This is a genomic window from Arthrobacter sp. MPF02 (genome assembly GCF_046605375.1).
Taxonomy (GTDB): Bacteria; Actinomycetota; Actinomycetes; order Actinomycetales; family Micrococcaceae; genus Arthrobacter.
In genome coordinates this window covers 699534-718546 of the sequence record NZ_CP176772.1, presented here as the reverse complement: position 1 = coordinate 718546, position 19013 = coordinate 699534, and the positions used below count along the sequence as shown (strand labels likewise).

The following is a 19013-nucleotide window of genomic DNA, read 5'->3' as shown; positions in this document are numbered from 1 at the left end:
GTAAGTGTCGTTTTGGAGGGTCATAACGACACTTACTGCTACCCAGTTGGGACCTTTCAAGGAGAACTCCCATGAACAGCTTTACTGACAGCTTCACCATCAACGGCATCACCATGACCGCGCAGCCCGTGTGCCGGCAGGACGAGGTGCTGACCCCGGACGCCCTGGCCTTCATTGCCAGGCTGCACCGGGCCACCGCCGACCGGCGGCAGGAACTGCTGCAGGCACGTCGGACCCGGCGTGCAGAGATTGCAGCAGGTCAGGACCCGCGCTTTCTCCGGGAAACCGAGCACATCCGCAACGACCCCTCCTGGCGGGTAGCTCCCCCGGCCCCCGGGCTGGAGGACCGGCGGGTGGAGATCACCGGCCCGGTGGACAGGAAGATGACCATCAACGCCCTGAACTCCGGCGCGAAGGTGTGGCTGGCGGACATGGAAGACTCCTCCACCCCCACCTGGCGCAACGTCATCAAGGGCCAGTTGAACCTCACCGACGCCCTGGAACGCCGCATCGACTTCACCACCGACGAGGGCAAGGAATACAAGCTGAAGCCAGCCGGCGACCTGCCCACCATCGTGGTCCGCCCCCGCGGCTGGCACCTGCCCGAAAAGCACATGCTCATCGACGGCGAACCCATCGCCGGCGGCATCGTGGACTTCGGCCTGTACTTCTTCCACAACGCCCGACGCCTCCTGGCCCAGGGCAAGGGCCCCTACTTCTACCTGCCCAAGATCGAAAACCACCTCGAAGCCCGGCTCTGGAACGACATCTTCATCCTCGCCCAGGACCTCCTGGACATCCCGCAAGGCACCATCCGCGCCACCGTCCTGATCGAGACCATCACCGCAGCCTTCGAAATGGAAGAGATCCTCTACGAACTGCGCGACCACGCCTCCGGCCTGAACGCCGGCCGCTGGGACTACATCTTCTCCATCATCAAAAACTTCCGCACCCGCGGCCCCCGCTTCGTCCTCCCCGACCGGGCCCAGGTGACCATGACCGCACCCTTCATGCGCGCCTACACCGAACAGCTGGTCCGCGCCTGCCACAAACGCGGCGCCATGGCCATCGGCGGCATGGCAGCAGCCGTCCCCAACCGAAAAGACCCCGAGGCCAACACCAACGCCCTCGACAAAGTGCGCGCGGACAAAACCCGCGAGGTTAACGACGGCTTTGACGGCTCCTGGGTGGCCCACCCGGACCTGGTGCCCATCTGCCGCGAGGTGTTCGACGGCGTCCTGGGCACCAGGCCGAACCAGCTCGGAAAGCTCCGCGAGGACGTCACCCCGGACGACCGCGCCCTGATTGACATCGCCTCACTGCACGGCAACATCACCGAACAGGGCATCCGCAACAACATCGAAGTGGGCATCCGCTACATCGAATCCTGGCTCCGCGGCAACGGCGCGGTGGCCATCCACAACCTCATGGAGGACGCCGCAACCGCCGAGATCTCCCGCTCACAGCTCTGGCAGTGGATCTACGCCCGGGCCATCACCGACCACGGTGAAATTGTCACCCACGAGTGGGTCGAGGAGCTGCTGGACGAGGAATTCGCCCGGCTGGAACGCTTCGACGGCGACCGCTTCGAGGACGCCCGCGACATCTTCGAAGAAGTCACTATGGCCCGGGACTTCCCCACCTTCCTCACCCTCCCCGCCTACGCCCGCTACCTCACCGAAGCACGGGAAAGGACAACAATGGAGGAACTCGCCGCAGCCTAACCAGATGTCCGTCACCGGGCCGGCACGCCCACTCGCAACAGGCACCCCCAAAATCCGGGGCGCCGGCCCGGCGGCGGAACCCTCTCCCACAGTGTCTAGCGCCCCTTCGGCACCTTCCGCACGGAGAGGGTGGTGGCGATGAAGAAAGTCAGCACCGAGGCGAGAATGACCAACAGGGCAGGGGTCCAGGAACCCGATGCGTCATGGACAAAGCCAACCAGGGGCGGCCCCACGGCAGCAAGGGCGTAACCGAGTCCCTGGACGGTGGCGGACATCCGGCCCGCCGACGCCTGGTCGCTTGCCAGCCGGATGATGGCGATGAAGATGACGGTGATGCCGCCGCCCTGCGCGATGCCGCCTGCCACGGACCACAGCCACCACAGCTGCGGCGCGAGCAGCAGCCCGGCCGGCACGGCCGTCCACAACGCTCCCACGGTGATGGCCACCGCCGTCGTACTCATGAATTTGGCGGCGAAAGGCACCCCCAGGGCGCCTACGATCGCCAGGATCTGGAAGATCGAGGAAGCGGCGCCGGCCTCGGCGGCGGTCATGCCCAGCTCGTCGTGCAGGTAGCTGGGCAACCAGGCCGTCACGCCGTAGTAGGAGAATGCCTGTCCGCCAAAGCCGGCAGTCAGTCCCGCGGTGATCCAGCCGGTTCCGGCCAGGCGGTGCCGGCTGCTGTTCCGGCCGTCCTCCGCCGATGCCAGGAATGCGCTCCGGGGCCCCACAGCCAGGGTCCAGACCACGACGGCGGCTACGGCCACCACGGCAACGGAACCCAGCGCGAACCGCCATCCCGCAACGGCTGCCAGTGGCGCTGTGAGCACAGACGTCAGGAACGAGCCGATATTCAGGGCTGCCGTGTAAATTCCCATCGCGGTCCCCTGCCGCCTGGGGGCGAAGTCGCGGCGGATGATCAGGGGCGCGGCAATGTTGCCCACCGTAATGGCCACCCCGATTAACACCGTTCCTGCCACCACCAGCACCGGCCCGCCCGCGGAGCGCACCAGAACCCCCGCCAGCACTCCGAGGATGGTCAGCGTCACCGCGAACTCGGCCCCGAACTTCCTCGCCGCCAGGGAAGCCAGCGGTGCCGCCAGGGAGAAGCAGAGGACGGGGATGCTGGTCAGCAGCCCCAGCATGACAGGTGAAAAGGCCAGCTCCGCCTGGATCAGGCCAACCACGGGCGCAACTGCCACGAACGGACCGCGCAGGTTCAACGCCAGCAAACCGATGCAGGCAAGCAGGATCCAGCTGTGGGGAAGTCGGGCGAGGGACCGGCCGCTCATGCGGCGAAGAGCGGGATACGGAGTTTTCATCAGTTCCATTGCTATCACGCTTACTGCTGCGGGGTTCCGCATTCCTTACGGGCACCTGCCATACGATAAACATCACGCAGGAACTCCGGGACGAAGGACACCGCCATGCAGCACCGCCTTGCCATCCTCGACGACTACCAGGCCGTGGCGCACGGCTTCGCGGACTGGGCGGCACTCGAGGCCGAGGGCGTCACCATCACCACGTTCCGGGAACCCTTTGCCTCACAGGACGCCCTGGTCTCGGCGCTGGCGGACGTGGCCATCGTTGTCGCCATGCGGGAACGCACCGCGTTCCCCCGGGAGGTTTTTGAAAAGCTGCCGGCCCTCGAACTGCTGGTGACCACCGGGATGGCCAACGCCTCCATCGACCTTGCCGCCGCTGCAGAGCATGGAGTGACAGTTTGCGGCACTCCCGGGTCCCCCACCGCCGCTCCGGAACTGACCTGGGCCCTGCTCCTCGCCGCGGCGCGGCATCTTCCCGCTGAAGAGAACTCACTGCGGGCCGGGACCTGGCAGTCCACCGTCGGCTTCGAGCTGTCAGGCAAGACGCTGGGCATCGTGGGGCTGGGGAAAATTGGCCGCCGGGTGGCCGGCTACGGGCAGGCATTCGGCATGGAGGTGGTGGCATGGAGCCAGAACCTGACGGCCGAGGCAGCAGCGGAGGCTGGAGCCCGGCTGGTGTCAAAGGAGGAACTGTTCCGGCTATCGGACGTGGCCACGCTCCATCTGCGGCTCTCCCCACGCTCCGAGAACACTGTGGGCGAAGACGAGTTGCGGCTGCTTGGCCCCGAAGGCATCCTGGTCAACACGGCCAGGGGACCGCTCGTAAACCAGGACGCGCTGATCCGCGCACTTAGCCAGGGCTGGATCCGCGGTGCAGCCCTGGATGTGTTCGACCAGGAACCCCTGCCGGCCGGGCATCCGCTGCTGGCGGCGCCGAACACGGTCCTGTCCCCGCACCTCGGATATGTCACCCAGGAAAGCTACCGGCAGTTCTACGGCGGCGCCTTTGAGGACGTAACCGCATGGCTGGCGGGCTCGCCCGTTCGCACCATTTCAGTCTGACAGCACAGCACAAGCAGGCCAGGCCCCCCGGGCAAGCAGTCTTGGTGGAGGCGTGCCTTGTATTGCTGCCCGAATTCACTAATGTCGCGCGCTTCATTGCCGCTCCGAAGCCCAAGCTATCAGTGTTTGCTCCGGACCTGCCGGGCGACGGCGGCCCGTCCTCGAAATTGCCTACGTTGACGTGGCTTCTGACTTGCACACTATTTCCGGTTTTGTTGCCTTCTGAGCGGAAGTCTAAGGACTATGAGAAACAAGTTCGACCCTAACCTGCAGCGGCACCGGATAACGCCATTACCATGGCGTCGATGCGTTGCGGGGACATGGCATGATGAATCGCCAGCATGCTAGCGCCAAGTACGCCTGCATCCAATCCGGAGGTGGACTGCACGATCTGGAGGTGCTGGGTGGCCAGCGGGATTGTTCGGGAGTAAACCACCTCGCGGATGCCCGCTATGAAGTGTTCGCCCGTTAGGGCCATGGACCCGCCGATGATGATCACAGACGGGTTGGTCAGGCTGATGCAGGCTGAAAGGACCTCACCCACATCCCGTCCCGCTTGGCGGACAGCGTGCACCGCTTCTGTCGCCCCGGCACCGACCAGCCGCACAACGTCCTCGCTGGTGTTCGCTTCCAGGCCCAGCGCGCGGAGCTTCGTCGCCACCGCAGGCCCTGACGCCACTGCTTCGAGGCAATCCTTATTTCCGCAATGGCAAGGGATCCCGGAACCGTTATGCACCCGGATGTGTCCGATATCCCCGGCAACTCCGTCTGCGCCGCGCTGCAGCATGCCGCTGGAGACGATGCCTGAGCCGATGCCTGTCGCAACTTTCACGAAGATGAGGTCGTCCACGTTCGGCCAGGCAACATTTCGCTCGCCCAACGCCATTATGTTCACGTCGTTGTCCACGAGGACTGGAACCTGGAAATGGCCCTGGAGGTAGCCCGGGACGTCGAAGCCGTTCCAGCCGGGCATTATCGGAGGATTGATAGGCCTGCCTGTCCTGTGCTCCACTGGCCCGGGCAGCCCGATGCCAATGGCAAGGAGGTCTGCCATGTCCCTTCCGGAGTCTTCGAGGAGTTCGGCAGCGAGCTCAACAACGGCCTGCAGGACGACGTCAGGGCCCTTGGTTACCTCGATGGAGCGCCCTGCCTGCTTCAAGCGGTGTCCCGCGAGGTCCGTAACAGCAAGGCGCAGGTGGGAGGCGCCGATATCCACTCCCAGCACAATTTTGCTGCCCGCCTTCAGCGCGATCCGGGAAGAGGGGCGGCCCCCCGTCGAGACGGCGTCGTCCACAAAGCCGACAAGCCCCAGTTCCATGAGCGCCTCGATACGGAGCGTGATGGTGGACCGGGCTAGCCCCATCTGTTCCGCCAACTCGGTCCGGGTGCGCGGGCGTCCATCACGAAGAATCTGAAACAGCTCGCTTGCCCCCGACGAACCCAATCCATTGAAGGTACTTATGTCACTCATCGACTAATTACAGCACACCTTTCGACGAAACAGGCCGGTATCCGAGACGGACGGAACCCCGGGCACGCAGTCTCGGCATTGTTCGCTTTAGCCCCTCCCCTCCGGTTCTCATGGAGAGGGCCGAGTCAAGGGCACGTTCTCCCCCGACCGCGGGTTCCGGGGGGTGCGCAGCAGCGTCTGGATCCGCCAACGCCGCGAGGACGAGAATCCGCAGAAGTCTCGAGGACAATCAGGGAGAGATTCGGCAGGGAGACGACGCTCCCTGCACTGCGGCACTGGAAAAGTCCGTTCCGCCGAGGTGGAGGTAGGCCGGGTCCACCGAGACGGCCCGCAGCTTGGCGTCAGCGAAGAACTGCTGCAGCGTATCCTCGACGAGCCCGAGGTCCGCGCTGCCGCTCGGTGCGTAGTCCGCGTTCAGGAATCCCACTTCAGCCCCTCCACTTCGTCGCCCCCGGCCCAGGCCCTACGCCTTACGCGGCCGTCCGCAGGCCTGGCTTTTCCCTTTTGCGCGGCCCGCGCGCTGCAAAACGCTGCTGCAGGAGGACTGCCACCACGATGATCAGGCCCTTCGCAAGCGCCTGGACGGAGGTGTCCAGGTTGTTCTGGGTGAAGACGTTGGTCAGCGTGCTGAAGATCAGCACGCCCAGGACTGTGCCCATGATCGTTCCCCGCCCGCCGATGAGGAGCGTTCCGCCAACAACGACGGCGGCAATCGCGTCGAGTTCGTAAAGGAGGCCGTGCGTGGAGGTGCCCGCTGTGGTGCGGCCAAGCATCATGACGCCGGCGATGCCTGCTGCGAGTCCGGCAAGCACGTACAGGTAGACGAGGTGGCGCTTGACTTTGATGCCGGCCAGCCGGGCTGCTTCCAGGTTTCCGCCGATGGCAATTGTGCGGCGCCCGAAGGTGGTGCGGTTGAGGAGGAACCATCCCGCGATTGCCACGATGACGAAGATCCAGATCAGGAGCGGGACGCCCAGGACTTCGGCGCGCATGACCCGCAGGAAGTCCCGGTTGGTTACAATCTGGGTGCTGCGCCCGGAGATGAGTTCGGCAAGTCCTCGTGCCCCTACCAGCATGGCGAGAGTGGCGATGAAGGCCACCACGTTGCCGTAGGCGATCACCACTCCGTTAATAAGGCCGGCGACCACGCCAACGGCGAGTGCGACAAGAACCATGAGGATCCAGGACGATTGAGTGGCAGCCATCTGGACGCTGGTCAGGCTGGCGATAACGGTGGTCAGGCCCAGGACCGAACCCACGGAAAGATCGATGCCGCCCGCTGTGATGACGAATGTGACGCCGATGCTGATGACACCAATGATCGAGGCGTACCGGAAGATGGTGAGCATGTTCTCGAAGTTGAGGAACCGGTCTCCACTGGTGACGGCACCAACCACGAAGAGCAGCGCAAGGGCGATCACCAGCCCCAGGCTCCGGCCGGCGGGCCCCTTCAGGAAGCTTTGGAGGGGGTTTGCCTTGGATGTGGTGTGGCCGGCCGGGGCCTTGATGACCGGCTCAGCCACTTTGGTGTTCTGCTCGCTCACGCGGCACTTCCCTTCATGACGAGGTCGAGCACTCCGTGCTCGTCGATTTCGCTTGCTTTCGCTTGGGTGAGGACTTTGCCGTCGTCGATGACCAGGACGTTGTCAGCGAGGCCCAAAACTTCCTCTATTTCGCTGGACACTACGATGATCGCCGTTCCGGCTGCCGCAAGTTTGCGGATGAGGGCGTAGATCTCAGCGCGTGCACCCACGTCCACACCCCTGGTGGGTTCGTCCAGCAACAGCACCGAGGTGCCGTGGACCAGCCAGCGGGCGAGCAGGATCTTTTGCTGGTTTCCGCCTGATAGCGTGCGGGCAGGACGCTCCGGATCAGCCGGGCGCAGCTCCAGCGCAGCGATTTGCTCACGGGCTGCCCCACGCTCAGCAGACTCATTCAAGTACCCGCCGCGCGCGAACCGCTCGAAGGTCGAGAGCGTCACGTTCTTGAAGATTGGCTCATCCAGGATCAGCCCCTGGCTCTTGCGCTCTTCGGGTGAAAGGCCAATCCCGGCGTTCACAGCGGACGTCACCGAGCCGGGCCGGAGCACCTTGCCCTGTACGGAAACCTTCCCCGACGAAGCCTTGCGCGCACCGTAGATGGTCTCGAGGATTTCGGATCGCTTGGAGCCGACAAGTCCCGCGAAACCAAGGATTTCACCGGCCCGCACAGTGAAGCTCACTTTGTCGAAGTGCCCAAGAAGCTCCAGGTTGTCCACTTCGAGCACTACCGGGGCATCCACCGGGACCGGTTTCCTCTCCGGGAACACGTTCTCGACGTCGCGGCCCGTCATCAGGCGGATGAGTTCGGACTTTGGTGTATCCGTGACGCTCAGGCCGTTTGCCGTGCTGCGCCCATCCTTGATCACGGAGATGCGGTCGCCGATCTGGCGGATTTCCTCGAGACGGTGGGAGATGTAGACGACGGCGATGCCCTGCGCTGTGAGTTCACGGACCACGCGGAACAGGTTGGAAACCTCTCCGGAGTCAAGGATGGCGCTCGGCTCGTCCATGATGATCAGCTTGGTGTCCCGCGACAGTGCGCGGGCCATGCTGACGATCTGCTTGTTGGCCGCGGACAGGGTGCCCACTTCGGTGGACGGCGACAGGCCGCCATGGCCCAGCCGCTTGAGGAGGGTCCGGGCAATGGCGTTCGCCTTTTTCACATGGAGGACGCCGCCGGTTGCCCGCTCGTGGCCGAGGAAGATGTTCTCGGCCACAGAAAGCCCGTCAACGACGTCGAGCTCCTGGTACATCGTGGCGATGCCCAGGTCGAGAGCCGCTGTGGGGCGGGGAAGTGTAATCGCTTTGCCCTCCCAGCGGATCTCGCCACTGTCGGGCTGGTGGACGCCGGAGAGGGTTTTGATGAGGGTGGATTTGCCGGCTCCATTCTGTCCCATAACGCAATGGACTTCTCCAGGAAGCACCTGCAGATCGACACCCTTAAGCGCCTGCACTCCAGCAAATCCTTTGGTGAGTCCCCGGACTTCGAGCAACGGCCGTGGCTGATCTTCTTCGAACATGCGATGAACCTAACACATTATGTCGGCGATCGGTACAAGGTCGTCGATTTATGCCAATCTTCTGTTATTGTGACAGCAGTCACGCACACTAGCGGGCATGAAAGAGCATGCTGCAGCAGGCGAAGACGCACCTAACTCATTGAGGAGAAACACATGCTTGCAGTTCGTACGGGCCGGAAGATGCTCGTCACCACCGCTGCCCTTCTTGCTGTCGGCGCCCTTGTTACCGGATGCACGGAAGGTGACAGCGGTACCAACGCGGGGCCCACCAATGCATCGGTCGAAGGCAACCAGGCCCAGGGTGACACCGTAGTCATCGGCTTCTCGGGACCGGCGGCTGACCACGGCTGGCTTGGCGCCATCAACTCAGCAGCTATTGCGGAAGCAAAGAAGTACGGGGACATCGACCTGCGGGTCGCCGAGGGCACCAACGACGCCAACCTGCAGATCAGCCAGGTGGAGCAGTTCATCAACGACCGGGTGGACGCCATCGTGCTGCTGCCCACCGACGGCGCCGCGCTGACGCCGGTTGCCACGCAGGCGATGGAAGCCGGCATTCCCGTGATCAACGTTGACCGCGAGTTCTCCAGTCCGTTCGCGGCGCGCACCACCATCCTGGGCGACAACTATGGAATGGGCGTCAGCGCCGGAACCTACATTTGCGAAAAGCTCGGAGACAACAAGAATGCAGTCGTGGCGGAGATCGCCGGCATCGACTCACTGCCGCTGACCCAGGACCGGAGCAAGGGCTTCGCCGACGCCCTGGAGTCATGCGGCCTTAACGTGGACAACCGCGTTGCAGCCGACTTCACCGTCCAGGGCGGCGAAGCGGCCACCTCGCAGCTGCTGTCCGCAGCCCCGAAGATCGACGCCATCTGGAACCATGACGATGACCAGGGCATCGGCGTGCTGGCTGCCATCGACAATGCCGGCCGCAAGGAGTTCTTCATGGTGGGCGGAGCCGGATCGGCCAACGCCATGCGCGAGATCCAGTCCGACGAGAGCGTCCTGGACGCAACCGTGATCTACCCCTCCACCCAGGCCGCTGACGGCATCCGCCTGGCCCGTCTGGTAGTCCAGGGCAAGGCCATGAGCGACCTTGTGGAAGTGGAAGTTCCGAAGCGCATCGTCCTCAACGCGCCGGTTGTCACCAGCGAGAACGTTGAGCAGTACCTGCCCACCGGCTTCGAGTCGTAGGACCGCCGGGTGTGGGGCTCCCTGCCCCCGGCAGGGAGCCCCACACCCATCCAACTGCTTCACCACCATCCGCCGGACAAAGAGGAAACAATGCTGAACGACGTACCATCCCTGAGGGTTGCCCTGATCGGGAACGGATTTATGGGTGCTGCCCATTCACAGGGATGGCGGGTTGCCCCGCGGTTCCATGACCTGCCGGCCAGGCCGGAGATGACCCTGCTGGTGGGACGCAATGCCCGCGGTGTGGAGGCATCGGCGGGGAAATGGGGCTGGAAGGAGTGGGACACCGACTGGCGGGCAGCCATCGCCCGTGACGACATCGACGTCGTCGACATTGTGACGCCCGGCGGCTCGCACGCGGAGATCGCCATTGCCGCCCTGGAAGCGGGCAAGCACGTGCTCTGCGAGAAGCCGCTTGCAAACACGCTTGAAGAAGCCGAGGCCATGGCTGCAGCCTCCGACCGGGCCGGGAATGACGTCTTCGCCATGGTGGGCTTCACCTACCGCCGTGTTCCTGCGGCGGCTTTTGCCAGGGACCTGGTGCAGTCGGGAGCGATTGGCGAGGTCCGCCAGGTACGTGCGGCGTACCTGCAGGATTGGCTGGTGGACCCCGGAGCGCCGCTGACCTGGCGGCTGCAGAAAGACCATGCCGGGTCCGGAGCGCTCGGGGACCTCGGCGCGCACGCAGTGGATCTCGCACAATTCATCACGGGCCAGAAGATCACCGGCGTCAGCGGCCTGCTGAACACCTTCGTCCATGAACGCCCCCTGCTTGGGCAGGCTTCAGGGCTGGCCGGCACTGCCTCAGCCGGGCGCGGCCGGGTCACAGTGGACGACCTCGCGCTCTTCACTGGCCGTTTCGACGGCGGCGCGGTGGGTTCGTTCGAAGCCACCCGGATGTCCACCGGCCGGAAAAACGCGCTTCGTATCGAGGTTGCGGGCTCAACCGGCGCCGTCTCCTTCGACCTCGAGAACATGAACTCACTCGGTTTTTACGACGCCACGGCACCGGACACCCGCCAAGGGTTCACCAACATCATGGTCACCGAGCCCGCGCACCCCTATTTGTCCGCCTGGTGGCCTGCGGGGCACACGTTGGGTTACGAACACGGATTCGCCCACCAGGCAAAAGACTTCGTGGAAGCCATCGCGGAACGGCGCCGGCCGGAGCCGTCCTTTGCCGACGGCCTGCAGGTGCAGAAGGTACTGCACGCCGTGGAGCGCAGCGCGGAGGCGGACAGCGTCTGGACCAAGACGATCTAGTCCCACGTGCACGACTTATGCTTGACCGTCCGCGAAAAGCCCTCCTACCTTTGCAGAGGATGGACATGCACCGGACGGCGCATGCCAACGACGCCAGGAGACATATGTCCTACGCACTACAGCTCTATACCCTCCGGGACGCCATCGCCGGGGACCTGCCCGGAACCATCCGCAGGGTGGCCGATATCGGGTTCGGACAGGTGGAGCCCTACAACTTTGTGGCCATGGCCAAGGAACTCGGAGCAGCGCTGAAGGAAAACGGGCTCACCGCTCCGTCGGGCCACGCGCCCCTGCTCAGCCAGGACCAGGACGGGATTTTCGCTGCGGCGAAGGAACTGGGCATCACCACGGTCATCGAGCCGTACGTCCCGGCCGGGCAGTGGCAGAACGCGGAGGACATCCAGGAAACCGCGGCCCGGCTCAACGCCGCGGCACGGAAGGGTGCCGGGTACGGCATCCGGGTGGGGTACCACAACCACCAGTGGGAACTGGAGTCCACGATCGAAGGCCGGACGGCGCTGGAGTATTTCGCGGACCTGCTGGATCCCGGGCTGGTGCTGGAGGTGGACACGTACTGGGTGGCTGTGGGCGGCCAGGACCCGGTGGACCTCCTCACCAGGCTGGGTGACCGGGTGAAGCTGATCCATATCAAGGACGGCCCCCTGACCACGGACACCAAGGCACAGCAGCCGGCGGGCCAGGGCCGGCTCCCGGTAACGGAGGTCATCGCCGCGGCAACGTCACTCGAGGTAGGCGTTGTGGAATTCGACGACTACTCCGGGGACATCTTCGAGGGCATCACCGAGAGCCTGTCCTTCCTCACCGCCTCCGGCGAAGGAATCAAGGCATGAGCACCCCCGCACCATCCACCCGCAAGGGCCCGGTAGGCGTGGGGGTCATCGGCGCCGGCAACATCAGCAAGCAGTACCTGGACAACCTCACCACCTTCCCGGACCTTGAGGTCCATGTGGTCACCGACCTCTTCCAGGAGGCCGCGGAGGCACGCGCCAAGGAGTACGGCATCGCGGAATGGGGCGGGCCCGAAAAGGCACTGCAGCACCCGGACGTCGAGATCATCGTCAACCTCACCATCCCCGCCGCGCACGTGGAGGTCGCCACCGCTGCCGTGAACGCCGGCAAGCACGTCTGGACCGAGAAGCCCTTCAGCCTCGACCGGGAATCCGGCCTTGGCCTGCTTAAACTGGCTGACGCCGCCGGCCTCCGCCTGGGCACCGCCCCGGACACATTCCTGGGCGCCGGACTGCAGACCGCACTGCGCCTCATCCAGCGCGGGGACATCGGCACCCCGCTCACCGCGATGACCACCTTCCAGACCCCCGGCCCGGAATCCTGGCACCCCAACCCCGCATTCCTCTTCCAGTACGGCGCCGGGCCGCTGTTCGACATGGGTCCGTACTACCTCACCACCCTGGTCCAGGCCTTCGGCTCCATCCGCAAGGTGGCCGCCGTCGGATCCAAGGCCAAGGACGTCCGGATGATTGGCTCCGGCCCCAAGGCGGGCGAGGAGTTCACGGTGGAGGTGCCCACCCACGTTTCGGCGATGGCGCAGTTCGAATCCGGCGCCTCCTCGCACAGCGTCTTCTCCTTCGAGTCCCCCCGGGTCCGGATGGGCTTCGTGGAGATCACCGGCACCGAGGCCACCATCTCCCTGCCGGATCCCAACATGTTCGACGGCGACATTAGGCTATGGCGCGCAGGCGACCAGGACTGGACCAGCATCCCGGCCACCGGACCGGCGAACGGCCGTGGCATGGGCGTGCTGGACATGGCCCGCTCCCTCCGTGCCGGTGTCCCCCACCGTGCCACCGGAGAACTGGCCTACCATGTCCTGGACAGCATGGTCTCCATCGCCGAATCCATGGAATCCGGCACCTTCGTCGGGGTCGCAAGCAACGCCCCGGCCTCCCCGGCCCTTCCCGAAGACTGGGCACCGGAGACACCCACCCTTGGAACGGACGCATGAGCCCGCGCACGGGCAACACCAGTCCGCTGGGCGTCGCGATGATCGGCTACGCCTTTATGGGCAAGGCACATTCGAACGCGTGGCGGAACGTAGCCGGTTTCTTTGACGTCCCTGCCGTGGAGCAGAAAGTGCTGGTGGGGCGGGACGCCGCCGCTGTGGCCGAAGCTGCAGGGAAGTACGGCTGGGCTGATTCAGCCACGGACTGGCGTTCGGTCATCAGCCGGGACGATATCGACATTGTGGACATTTGTGCCCCGGGCTGGATGCACGCCGACATTGCCGTCGCCGCACTCGAAGCCGGCAAGCACGTCCTGGTCGAAAAGCCGCTGGCCAATACGCTGTCCGAGGCTGGACTCATGGCAGGCGCAGCCGCAAAGGCGCGGGCGGCAGGCATCCAATCGATGGTCGGCTTCAACTACCGCCGCGTCCCCGCCCTCGCCTTGGCGAGGAAACTGATCGCCGATGGCCGGGTGGGCACCGTCCGGCACGTCCGCGCCGCCTACCTGCAGGACTGGCTCATGGACCCCCAGGCTCCCATGACCTGGCGGCTGCGGAAGGAAACCGCCGGCTCCGGGGCCCTGGGCGACATCGCCTCGCACGCCGTCGACCAGGTCCTGTTCCTCCTTGGGGACCAGGTCACGGAAGTCAGCGGCAGGCTGCGGACCTTCGTGGACCGGCGACCGGGCCCGGACGGCCCGGAGGACGTAACGGTCGACGACGCCGCGTGGGCAACCCTGTCCCTCGCCTCCGGAGCAATCGCCTCAGTCGAGGCCTCCCGGGTGGCCACCGGCCGGAAGAACAGCCTCACCATCGACATCTACGGCGACAAGGGCGCCATCCTGTTCGACCTGGAGAACCTCAACGAACTCCGCTTCCTCGATGCCACCGCCCCGGCCCGGGAACAGGGCTACCGCCGGATCCTCGTGACCGAACCTGACCATCCCTACCTCGAGGCATGGTGGCCGCAGGGGCACATCATCGGATGGGAACACACCTTCACACACCAAATCCGGGACTTCCTCACCGCCATCAAGGACGGAACCCCGCCCTCGCCGTCGTTCGAGGACGGACTGAACGTCCAATACATCCTGGACGCCGTCGAGGAATCCGCCGCCGCTCAAAGCACCCTGATCAAACTGCCAGCCGAAGGAGCCTGAAATGCCCCGCCCGTTCACCCTGTTCACCGGCCAGTGGGCCGACCTGCCGTTCGAGGAAGTCGCAAAGCTGGCGTCCGGCTGGGGTTATGACGGACTGGAGATCGCAGTGTCCGGCGACCACCTGGATGCCTGGCGCTGGGACGAACCCGGCTACGTGGACTCCAGGCTTCGGATCCTGGACAAGTACAACCTCAAGGTCTGGGCCATCTCCAACCACCTCACCGGCCAGGCCGTGTGCGATGACCCCATTGACTTCCGGCACCAGGGCATCGTCCGCTCCCGGGTCTGGGGTGACGGCGACCCCGAAGGTGTCCGCACCCGGGCCGCCGAGGAAATGAAAAACACCGCCCGGCTCGCCAGGGCGCTCGGCGTGGATACCGTCGTCGGCTTCACCGGTTCCTCAATCTGGCAGTACGTCGCGATGTTCCCGCCCGTCCCGGAAAAAGTCATCGACTCCGGCTACCAGGACTTCGCCGACCGCTGGAACCCCATCCTGGACGTCTTCGACGAATGCGGGGTCCGTTTCGCCCACGAAGTCCACCCCTCTGAGATCGCCTACGACTACTGGACCACCATCCGCACCCTCGAAGCGATCGGCCGCCGCGAGGCGTTCGGCCTGAACTGGGACCCCTCGCACATGATGTGGCAGGGCATCGACCCCGTCTCCTTCATCTGGGACTTCAAGGACCGGATCTACCATGTGGACTGCAAGGACACCAAGGTCCGCCAGACCGGCCGCAACACCGTCCTCGGCTCCCACCTGCCCTGGGGCGACCCCCGCCGCGGCTGGGACTTTGTCTCCGCCGGCCGCGGTGATGTCCCCTGGGAAGCCTCCTTCCGCGCCCTGGCCGCCATCGGCTATGAAGGCCCTATCAGCATCGAATGGGAAGACGCCGGCATGGACCGCCTCCACGGCGCCCCCGAAGCCCTCGCCGCCCTCAAAAAGTACGACTTCCCCGCCTCCACCGCCAGCTTCGACGCCGCCTTCGCAAGCAAGGACTGACATGCCCAACCACAACAGCGGCACCTCCGACGGACAGCTCCGTTGGGGGATCCTCGGCACCGGCTTCATCGCCGGACTGCAGGTCCAGGATCTCCTCGACAATGGATTCACCGTCCAGGCCGCCGGTTCGCGGTCCCTCGAAACAAGCAGGGCGTTCACCAACAGGTACGGCATTGCCACCGCCTACGGCAGTTACGAGGACCTGGTTGCCGACCCCGACGTGGACGTGGTGTACGTGGCCACGCCGCACGTCTTCCACCACGCCAACGCGCTCCTGGCCCTGAATGCCGGCAAGCACGTGCTCGTGGAGAAGCCCTTCACAATCAACGCACGGGAAGCCCGGGACATCGTGGACCTCGCGGCGGAGAAGGGGCTCGTGGTGCTGGAGGCGATGTGGACCCGGTTCCTGCCGCACATGGCGCACCTGCGGAAGATCCTGGCGGACGGTTTACTGGGAGAGGTCCGCAAAGTGGTGGCCAGCCACAACCAGGACCTGCCCAAGGACCCGGCACACCGGCTGAACGATCCCGCATTGGGCGGCGGAGCCCTGCTGGACCTTGGCGTCTACCCCATCTCGTTCGCCTTCGACGTTTTCGGCGCCCCGCAGCGGATCCTCACGAGCGCCGCCATGACAACCACCGGGGTGGACCGGCAGACCGCGGCGATCTTCGAGTACGCGGACGGGCAGCAGGCCCTCGTGGACTGTGCACTGGACTCGGCCGGGAACAACCGCGCCGCCATCATCGGTACAGCGGGGTGGGTAGAAATCGAGCCCGTTTGGTACAACCCCGCCCCGTTCACCCGGTACGACATCTCGGGCAACGTTGTGGAACGGTTCGACCAACCCGTCAAAGGCAGGGGCATGCAATACCAGGCGGCTGAACTGGAAAGGCTGGTCCGCGAGGGGGCCACGGCGCGTGACCTCCTGCCGCCCGGCGAAAGCGTGGCCATCATGGCTGCCATGGACGGGATCCGCCGCCAGATCGGCCTGGTTTACGACGCCGACCGGCAGCTTTAGGGGACACGGCACCGTGAGCCATACCATCCGGAAGGCAACAGCGGACGACGCCGCGGCGCTGGCTGCCCTCGCGGCCGTCACCTTCCCGCTCGCCTGCCCGCCGTCGTCGTCGCCGCAGGACATCGCGGACCATCTGGCCAACACGCTTAGTAAGCGGCAATTCCGGCACTACCTTGCCGACCCGGACGTCACCATCCTGGTGCTGGACTCCGGCGGCCGGCTCAACGGGTACAGCCTGCTGGTGAACCGGGAGGCATCGGACCCGGACGTGGCAGCCGTGCTGACCTTGCTGCCGTCGGTGGAGCTCAGCAAGTGCTACGTGCATCCCGACTACCACGGCCTGGGCGCTGCCGCCGAGCTGATGCATGCGAGCCTGCAGGCGGCTGCGGAGGCCGGCGGGGCCGGGTCCTGGCTGGGCGTCAACAGCCAGAACGCGCGGGCCATCCGGTTCTACGAGAAATCCGGCTTCCGCAAGGTGGGCACCAAATCGTTCCAGCTGGGCAGCACGGTCGAGCATGACTTTGTGCTGGAGCGTGCCCTTCCCTGAACGGCGACCGTTAGTTCCCGGCCCGGGCTGGACTGCCGCCCGCGGGGTGGTCCAGCAACCAGTCCAGGGCCGGACGCGGTTCGGCCAGCAGCTTCAGCCCAGGGGGCAGTCCCTCGATGCCGCCTTCGGTACCCGAAGCATTGATGGTGACGCGGGAGCTGTCCAGCAGGACGTTTTCGGCCCGGAAATCCCCGGCATCGCCAGGCAGGATCGGGGCGAGATGGACCACCTTCCGGGTGAAATCGGGATCAAAGCGCAGCAGGATCCGGGCCAGCTGCACCGGCGCAGCCGCCGCCCAGGCCTGCGGGGAACACGCTGTCGGGTAGGGAACGGGCCCGTGAAACTCGCCGCGGTCGAAGCCGCAGAACAGCTCGGGCAACCGGCCGTCGAAGTGCGCGGCCGCTTCAAAAATACCGTCCGCCACCCGCCGGGCCTCTTCCACGAATCCATACCGCATCAAGCCGGTGGCTACCAGGGCGGTGTCATGCGGCCACACCGAACCGTTGTGGTAACTGACGGGGTTGTAGGCGCCCATATCCGAGGCCAGTGTCCGGATCCCCCAGCCGGTGAACATCTGCGGCGACATCAGGTGCTCCACCACCGAGGCGGCCTTGTCCTCGTCCACGATGCCCACCCACAGGCAATGGCCGATATTTGAGGTCAAGGCATCCACCGGGCGTTTGTCCTTGTCCAGCGCAACGGCGAAGTATCCCTTTTCCGGCAGCCAGAACTTGTCGTTGAAGGCGGCTTTCAGCTGGTCGGCGCGTTCCGCCCAGTGGTTCTCCAGTTCGGTGTCGCCGCTCCACCGTGCCAACAGGGACCGGCCAACGTAGGCAGCGTAGACGTAAGCCTGGACTTCGCAGAGGGCTATCGGCGCCTCAGCCATGGTCCCGTCCGCGAAATTGATTCCGTCCCAGGAGTCCTTCCACCCCTGGTTGACCAGCCCGTGGGCATTCGGCCGAAGGTACTCCACGAACCCGTCGCCGTCGCGGTCGCCGTACTTGTCAATCCACTCAAGTGCCCGGTCGGCGTGCGGCAGCAGGGAGTTGATGATGTCCTGGGACAGCCCCCACCTGCTCAACTCACTGAGCAGCGCCACAAACAGCGGAGTGGCGTCTGCCGTGCCGTAATACGCGGTCCCGCCCAAGGCGAGGCCGGCGGTCACGCCAAGGCGTACCTCGTGCGGGATCCTGCCAGGCTCTTCTTCGGAGTCCTGGTCAACGGTCTTTCCCTGCAGTCCGGCCAAGGTCTGCAGCGTACCGGCGGCGAGGTTGGGGTCGACCATCAGGCTCATGTAGGAGGCCAGGAGCGAATCCCGGCCAAACAGGGCCATGAACCAGGGAGCGCCTGCAGCGACGGCGGCGCGTTCGGGGTGGTGGGCGTCGAAGATACGCAATGAGCCCAGGTCGCTCTGGCTTCGGTTCAGGAGGTTCTGCAGGTTTGCATCCGCCACGGTGATCCGCGGAACGTTCTCTTCCCAGGCCCGGTGCCTGCGCACGCCCTCCCGGTGATGCGGCGCTCCTGTCTCCGAAAAGGCTCCATCCGGTGCTTCGCCGTTGACCAGCGGCACGACGATCAGGCTGGTGGTCCATTTGCCGCGGGCAGGGATGCTGGCCGTAAACCGCAGTCCCTCCGCCGTGGCAACGGCGCCGCGTGCACGGACAGCCGTACCGCGCTGCTGGCCGTTGCGCACCGTCTCGATGATGAGCTGGTCACCCTGTGCAGTGCGGGCGGCTTCCACCCCCCGTGTGGTGCGTCCGCCCTTGACATCGAAGAGATCGGCCTGGTCCGCGTCAACGATGAGTTCGATTTCGCAGTCAACATGCTCGCCCGAGTAGTTCTCCAGGGTGATGTCGTCCTGCAGCCCCGGCCCGATATGCCGCACCTGCCGGACCACTAGTGGGCTGTCGAACCTTCCGTCAGGCCACTTGGCCCGGCCTACGAACGTCGCCTGGAACGGATGCGGACGCTGGGCGACCAAAGGCTCCCTCAGGGCACCATTGATGCGCAGCACCCACTGGGAAATGATCCGGGTGTCCTGGAAGAAGGCTCCGTTCGTGCCGCCGTCCGGTGTGATGTCACCGGTACCGGAGGAGATGCAGAACGAGGAACCCTCCACCACCGTGACGGAACCGGATTCTGATGCGGCTGCCTCAGTGTCTTCATTCCAAGCGGTCATGGATTCGGCTCCCTCCCGGCGGGCA

At 65.3% G+C, this 19013-nt stretch carries 16 protein-coding genes; 10 read left to right on the top strand and 6 right to left on the bottom strand.

Features of this window, described 5'->3' with window-relative positions; all coding sequences use genetic code 11:
* Positions 1–71 precede the first annotated feature (71 nt).
* Entirely contained in the window at positions 72–1724 is a 1653-nt protein-coding gene (gene aceB / locus ACLH0K_RS03490; protein ID WP_411375473.1) for a malate synthase A, read from the top strand.
* A 95-nt stretch (positions 1725–1819) separates the two neighbouring features.
* Here aceB and ACLH0K_RS03485 read toward each other — a convergent pair whose 3' ends face one another.
* Positions 1820–3013 carry a CynX/NimT family MFS transporter gene (locus tag ACLH0K_RS03485; protein WP_411376394.1) on the bottom strand — a complete coding sequence of 398 codons (1194 nt, stop codon included), beginning with the start codon at positions 3011–3013 and terminating at the stop codon, positions 1820–1822.
* A 135-nt stretch (positions 3014–3148) separates the two neighbouring features.
* Here ACLH0K_RS03485 and ACLH0K_RS03480 point away from each other — a divergent pair, with 135 nt between their 5' ends.
* Positions 3149–4108: a D-2-hydroxyacid dehydrogenase family protein gene (locus ACLH0K_RS03480; protein ID WP_411375472.1), complete on the top strand. Its 960-nt coding sequence runs from the start codon at positions 3149–3151 to the stop codon at positions 4106–4108.
* 262 nt (positions 4109–4370) lie between these two features.
* Here ACLH0K_RS03480 and ACLH0K_RS03475 read toward each other — a convergent pair whose 3' ends face one another.
* From ACLH0K_RS03475 to ACLH0K_RS03460, 4 genes are all read right to left on the bottom strand, one after another.
* Entirely contained in the window at positions 4371–5579 is a 1209-nt protein-coding gene (locus tag ACLH0K_RS03475) for an ROK family protein (protein ID WP_411375471.1), read from the bottom strand.
* 229 nt (positions 5580–5808) lie between these two features.
* Positions 5809–6006: a hypothetical protein gene (locus ACLH0K_RS03470; protein ID WP_411375470.1), complete on the bottom strand. Its 198-nt coding sequence runs from the start codon at positions 6004–6006 to the stop codon at positions 5809–5811.
* A 43-nt stretch (positions 6007–6049) separates the two neighbouring features.
* On the bottom strand, positions 6050–7123 hold the full coding sequence (locus ACLH0K_RS03465) for an ABC transporter permease (protein WP_411375469.1): 1074 nt from the start codon (positions 7121–7123) through the stop codon (positions 6050–6052).
* Complete coding sequence (locus tag ACLH0K_RS03460; RefSeq protein ID WP_411375468.1) at positions 7120–8640, bottom strand: sugar ABC transporter ATP-binding protein; 1521 nt, start codon at positions 8638–8640, stop codon at positions 7120–7122. Before ACLH0K_RS03460 ends, ACLH0K_RS03465 begins: the two co-directional genes overlap by 4 nt.
* 153 nt (positions 8641–8793) lie before the next feature.
* Here ACLH0K_RS03460 and ACLH0K_RS03455 point away from each other — a divergent pair, with 153 nt between their 5' ends.
* The 8 genes from ACLH0K_RS03455 to ACLH0K_RS03420 all read left to right on the top strand — a co-directional run bounded on the left by ACLH0K_RS03455 (position 8794) and on the right by ACLH0K_RS03420 (position 16809).
* The gene (locus ACLH0K_RS03455; protein WP_411375467.1) at positions 8794–9837 is read left to right on the top strand and encodes a substrate-binding domain-containing protein; all 1044 of its coding nucleotides are present in this window, start codon (positions 8794–8796) and stop codon (positions 9835–9837) included.
* 90 nt (positions 9838–9927) lie between these two features.
* Positions 9928–11100 carry a Gfo/Idh/MocA family protein gene (locus tag ACLH0K_RS03450; RefSeq protein WP_411375466.1) on the top strand — a complete coding sequence of 391 codons (1173 nt, stop codon included), beginning with the start codon at positions 9928–9930 and terminating at the stop codon, positions 11098–11100.
* Between the two features lie 104 nt (positions 11101–11204).
* Positions 11205–11951: a sugar phosphate isomerase/epimerase family protein gene (locus ACLH0K_RS03445; protein WP_411375465.1), complete on the top strand. Its 747-nt coding sequence runs from the start codon at positions 11205–11207 to the stop codon at positions 11949–11951.
* Positions 11948–13084: a Gfo/Idh/MocA family protein gene (locus ACLH0K_RS03440; protein WP_411375464.1), complete on the top strand. Its 1137-nt coding sequence runs from the start codon at positions 11948–11950 to the stop codon at positions 13082–13084. Before ACLH0K_RS03445 ends, ACLH0K_RS03440 begins: the two co-directional genes overlap by 4 nt.
* Positions 13081–14241, top strand: a complete 1161-nt coding sequence (locus tag ACLH0K_RS03435; RefSeq protein WP_411375463.1) for a Gfo/Idh/MocA family protein — start codon at positions 13081–13083, stop codon at positions 14239–14241. The genes ACLH0K_RS03440 and ACLH0K_RS03435 overlap by 4 nt, the downstream gene beginning before the upstream one ends.
* 1 nt (position 14242) lies before the next feature.
* Complete coding sequence (locus ACLH0K_RS03430; RefSeq protein WP_411375462.1) at positions 14243–15244, top strand: sugar phosphate isomerase/epimerase family protein; 1002 nt, start codon at positions 14243–14245, stop codon at positions 15242–15244.
* 1 nt (position 15245) lies between these two features.
* Positions 15246–16262 carry a Gfo/Idh/MocA family protein gene (locus ACLH0K_RS03425; protein WP_411375461.1) on the top strand — a complete coding sequence of 339 codons (1017 nt, stop codon included), beginning with the start codon at positions 15246–15248 and terminating at the stop codon, positions 16260–16262.
* Positions 16263–16275: 13 nt separating this feature from the next.
* On the top strand, positions 16276–16809 hold the full coding sequence (locus ACLH0K_RS03420; protein WP_411375460.1) for a GNAT family N-acetyltransferase: 534 nt from the start codon (positions 16276–16278) through the stop codon (positions 16807–16809).
* A gap of 10 nt (positions 16810–16819) precedes the next feature.
* On the opposite strand, the gene ACLH0K_RS03415 is transcribed toward ACLH0K_RS03420, so the two are convergent.
* The gene (locus ACLH0K_RS03415) at positions 16820–18988 is read right to left on the bottom strand and encodes a glycogen debranching N-terminal domain-containing protein (protein ID WP_411375459.1); all 2169 of its coding nucleotides are present in this window, start codon (positions 18986–18988) and stop codon (positions 16820–16822) included.
* Positions 18989–19013 lie beyond the last annotated feature (25 nt).

Bases quoted from the DNA above. Each gene is read 5' to 3' on its own strand.
- ACLH0K_RS03480 (WP_411375472.1), top strand. From the start codon at position 3,149: ATGCAGCACCGCCTTGCCATCCTCGACGACTACCAGGCCGTGGCGCAC.
- aceB (WP_411375473.1), top strand. From the start codon at position 72: ATGAACAGCTTTACTGACAGCTTCACCATCAACGGCATCACCATGACC.
- ACLH0K_RS03415 (WP_411375459.1), bottom strand. From the start codon at position 18,988: ATGACCGCTTGGAATGAAGACACTGAGGCAGCCGCATCAGAATCCGGT.
- ACLH0K_RS03425 (WP_411375461.1), top strand. From the start codon at position 15,246: ATGCCCAACCACAACAGCGGCACCTCCGACGGACAGCTCCGTTGGGGG.
- ACLH0K_RS03455 (WP_411375467.1), top strand. From the start codon at position 8,794: ATGCTTGCAGTTCGTACGGGCCGGAAGATGCTCGTCACCACCGCTGCC.
- ACLH0K_RS03445 (WP_411375465.1), top strand. From the start codon at position 11,205: ATGTCCTACGCACTACAGCTCTATACCCTCCGGGACGCCATCGCCGGG.
- ACLH0K_RS03440 (WP_411375464.1), top strand. From the start codon at position 11,948: ATGAGCACCCCCGCACCATCCACCCGCAAGGGCCCGGTAGGCGTGGGG.
- ACLH0K_RS03430 (WP_411375462.1), top strand. From the start codon at position 14,243: ATGCCCCGCCCGTTCACCCTGTTCACCGGCCAGTGGGCCGACCTGCCG.
- ACLH0K_RS03435 (WP_411375463.1), top strand. From the start codon at position 13,081: ATGAGCCCGCGCACGGGCAACACCAGTCCGCTGGGCGTCGCGATGATC.
- ACLH0K_RS03450 (WP_411375466.1), top strand. From the start codon at position 9,928: ATGCTGAACGACGTACCATCCCTGAGGGTTGCCCTGATCGGGAACGGA.
- ACLH0K_RS03475 (WP_411375471.1), bottom strand. From the start codon at position 5,579: ATGAGTGACATAAGTACCTTCAATGGATTGGGTTCGTCGGGGGCAAGC.
- ACLH0K_RS03485 (WP_411376394.1), bottom strand. From the start codon at position 3,013: ATGAGCGGCCGGTCCCTCGCCCGACTTCCCCACAGCTGGATCCTGCTT.
- ACLH0K_RS03460 (WP_411375468.1), bottom strand. From the start codon at position 8,640: ATGTTCGAAGAAGATCAGCCACGGCCGTTGCTCGAAGTCCGGGGACTC.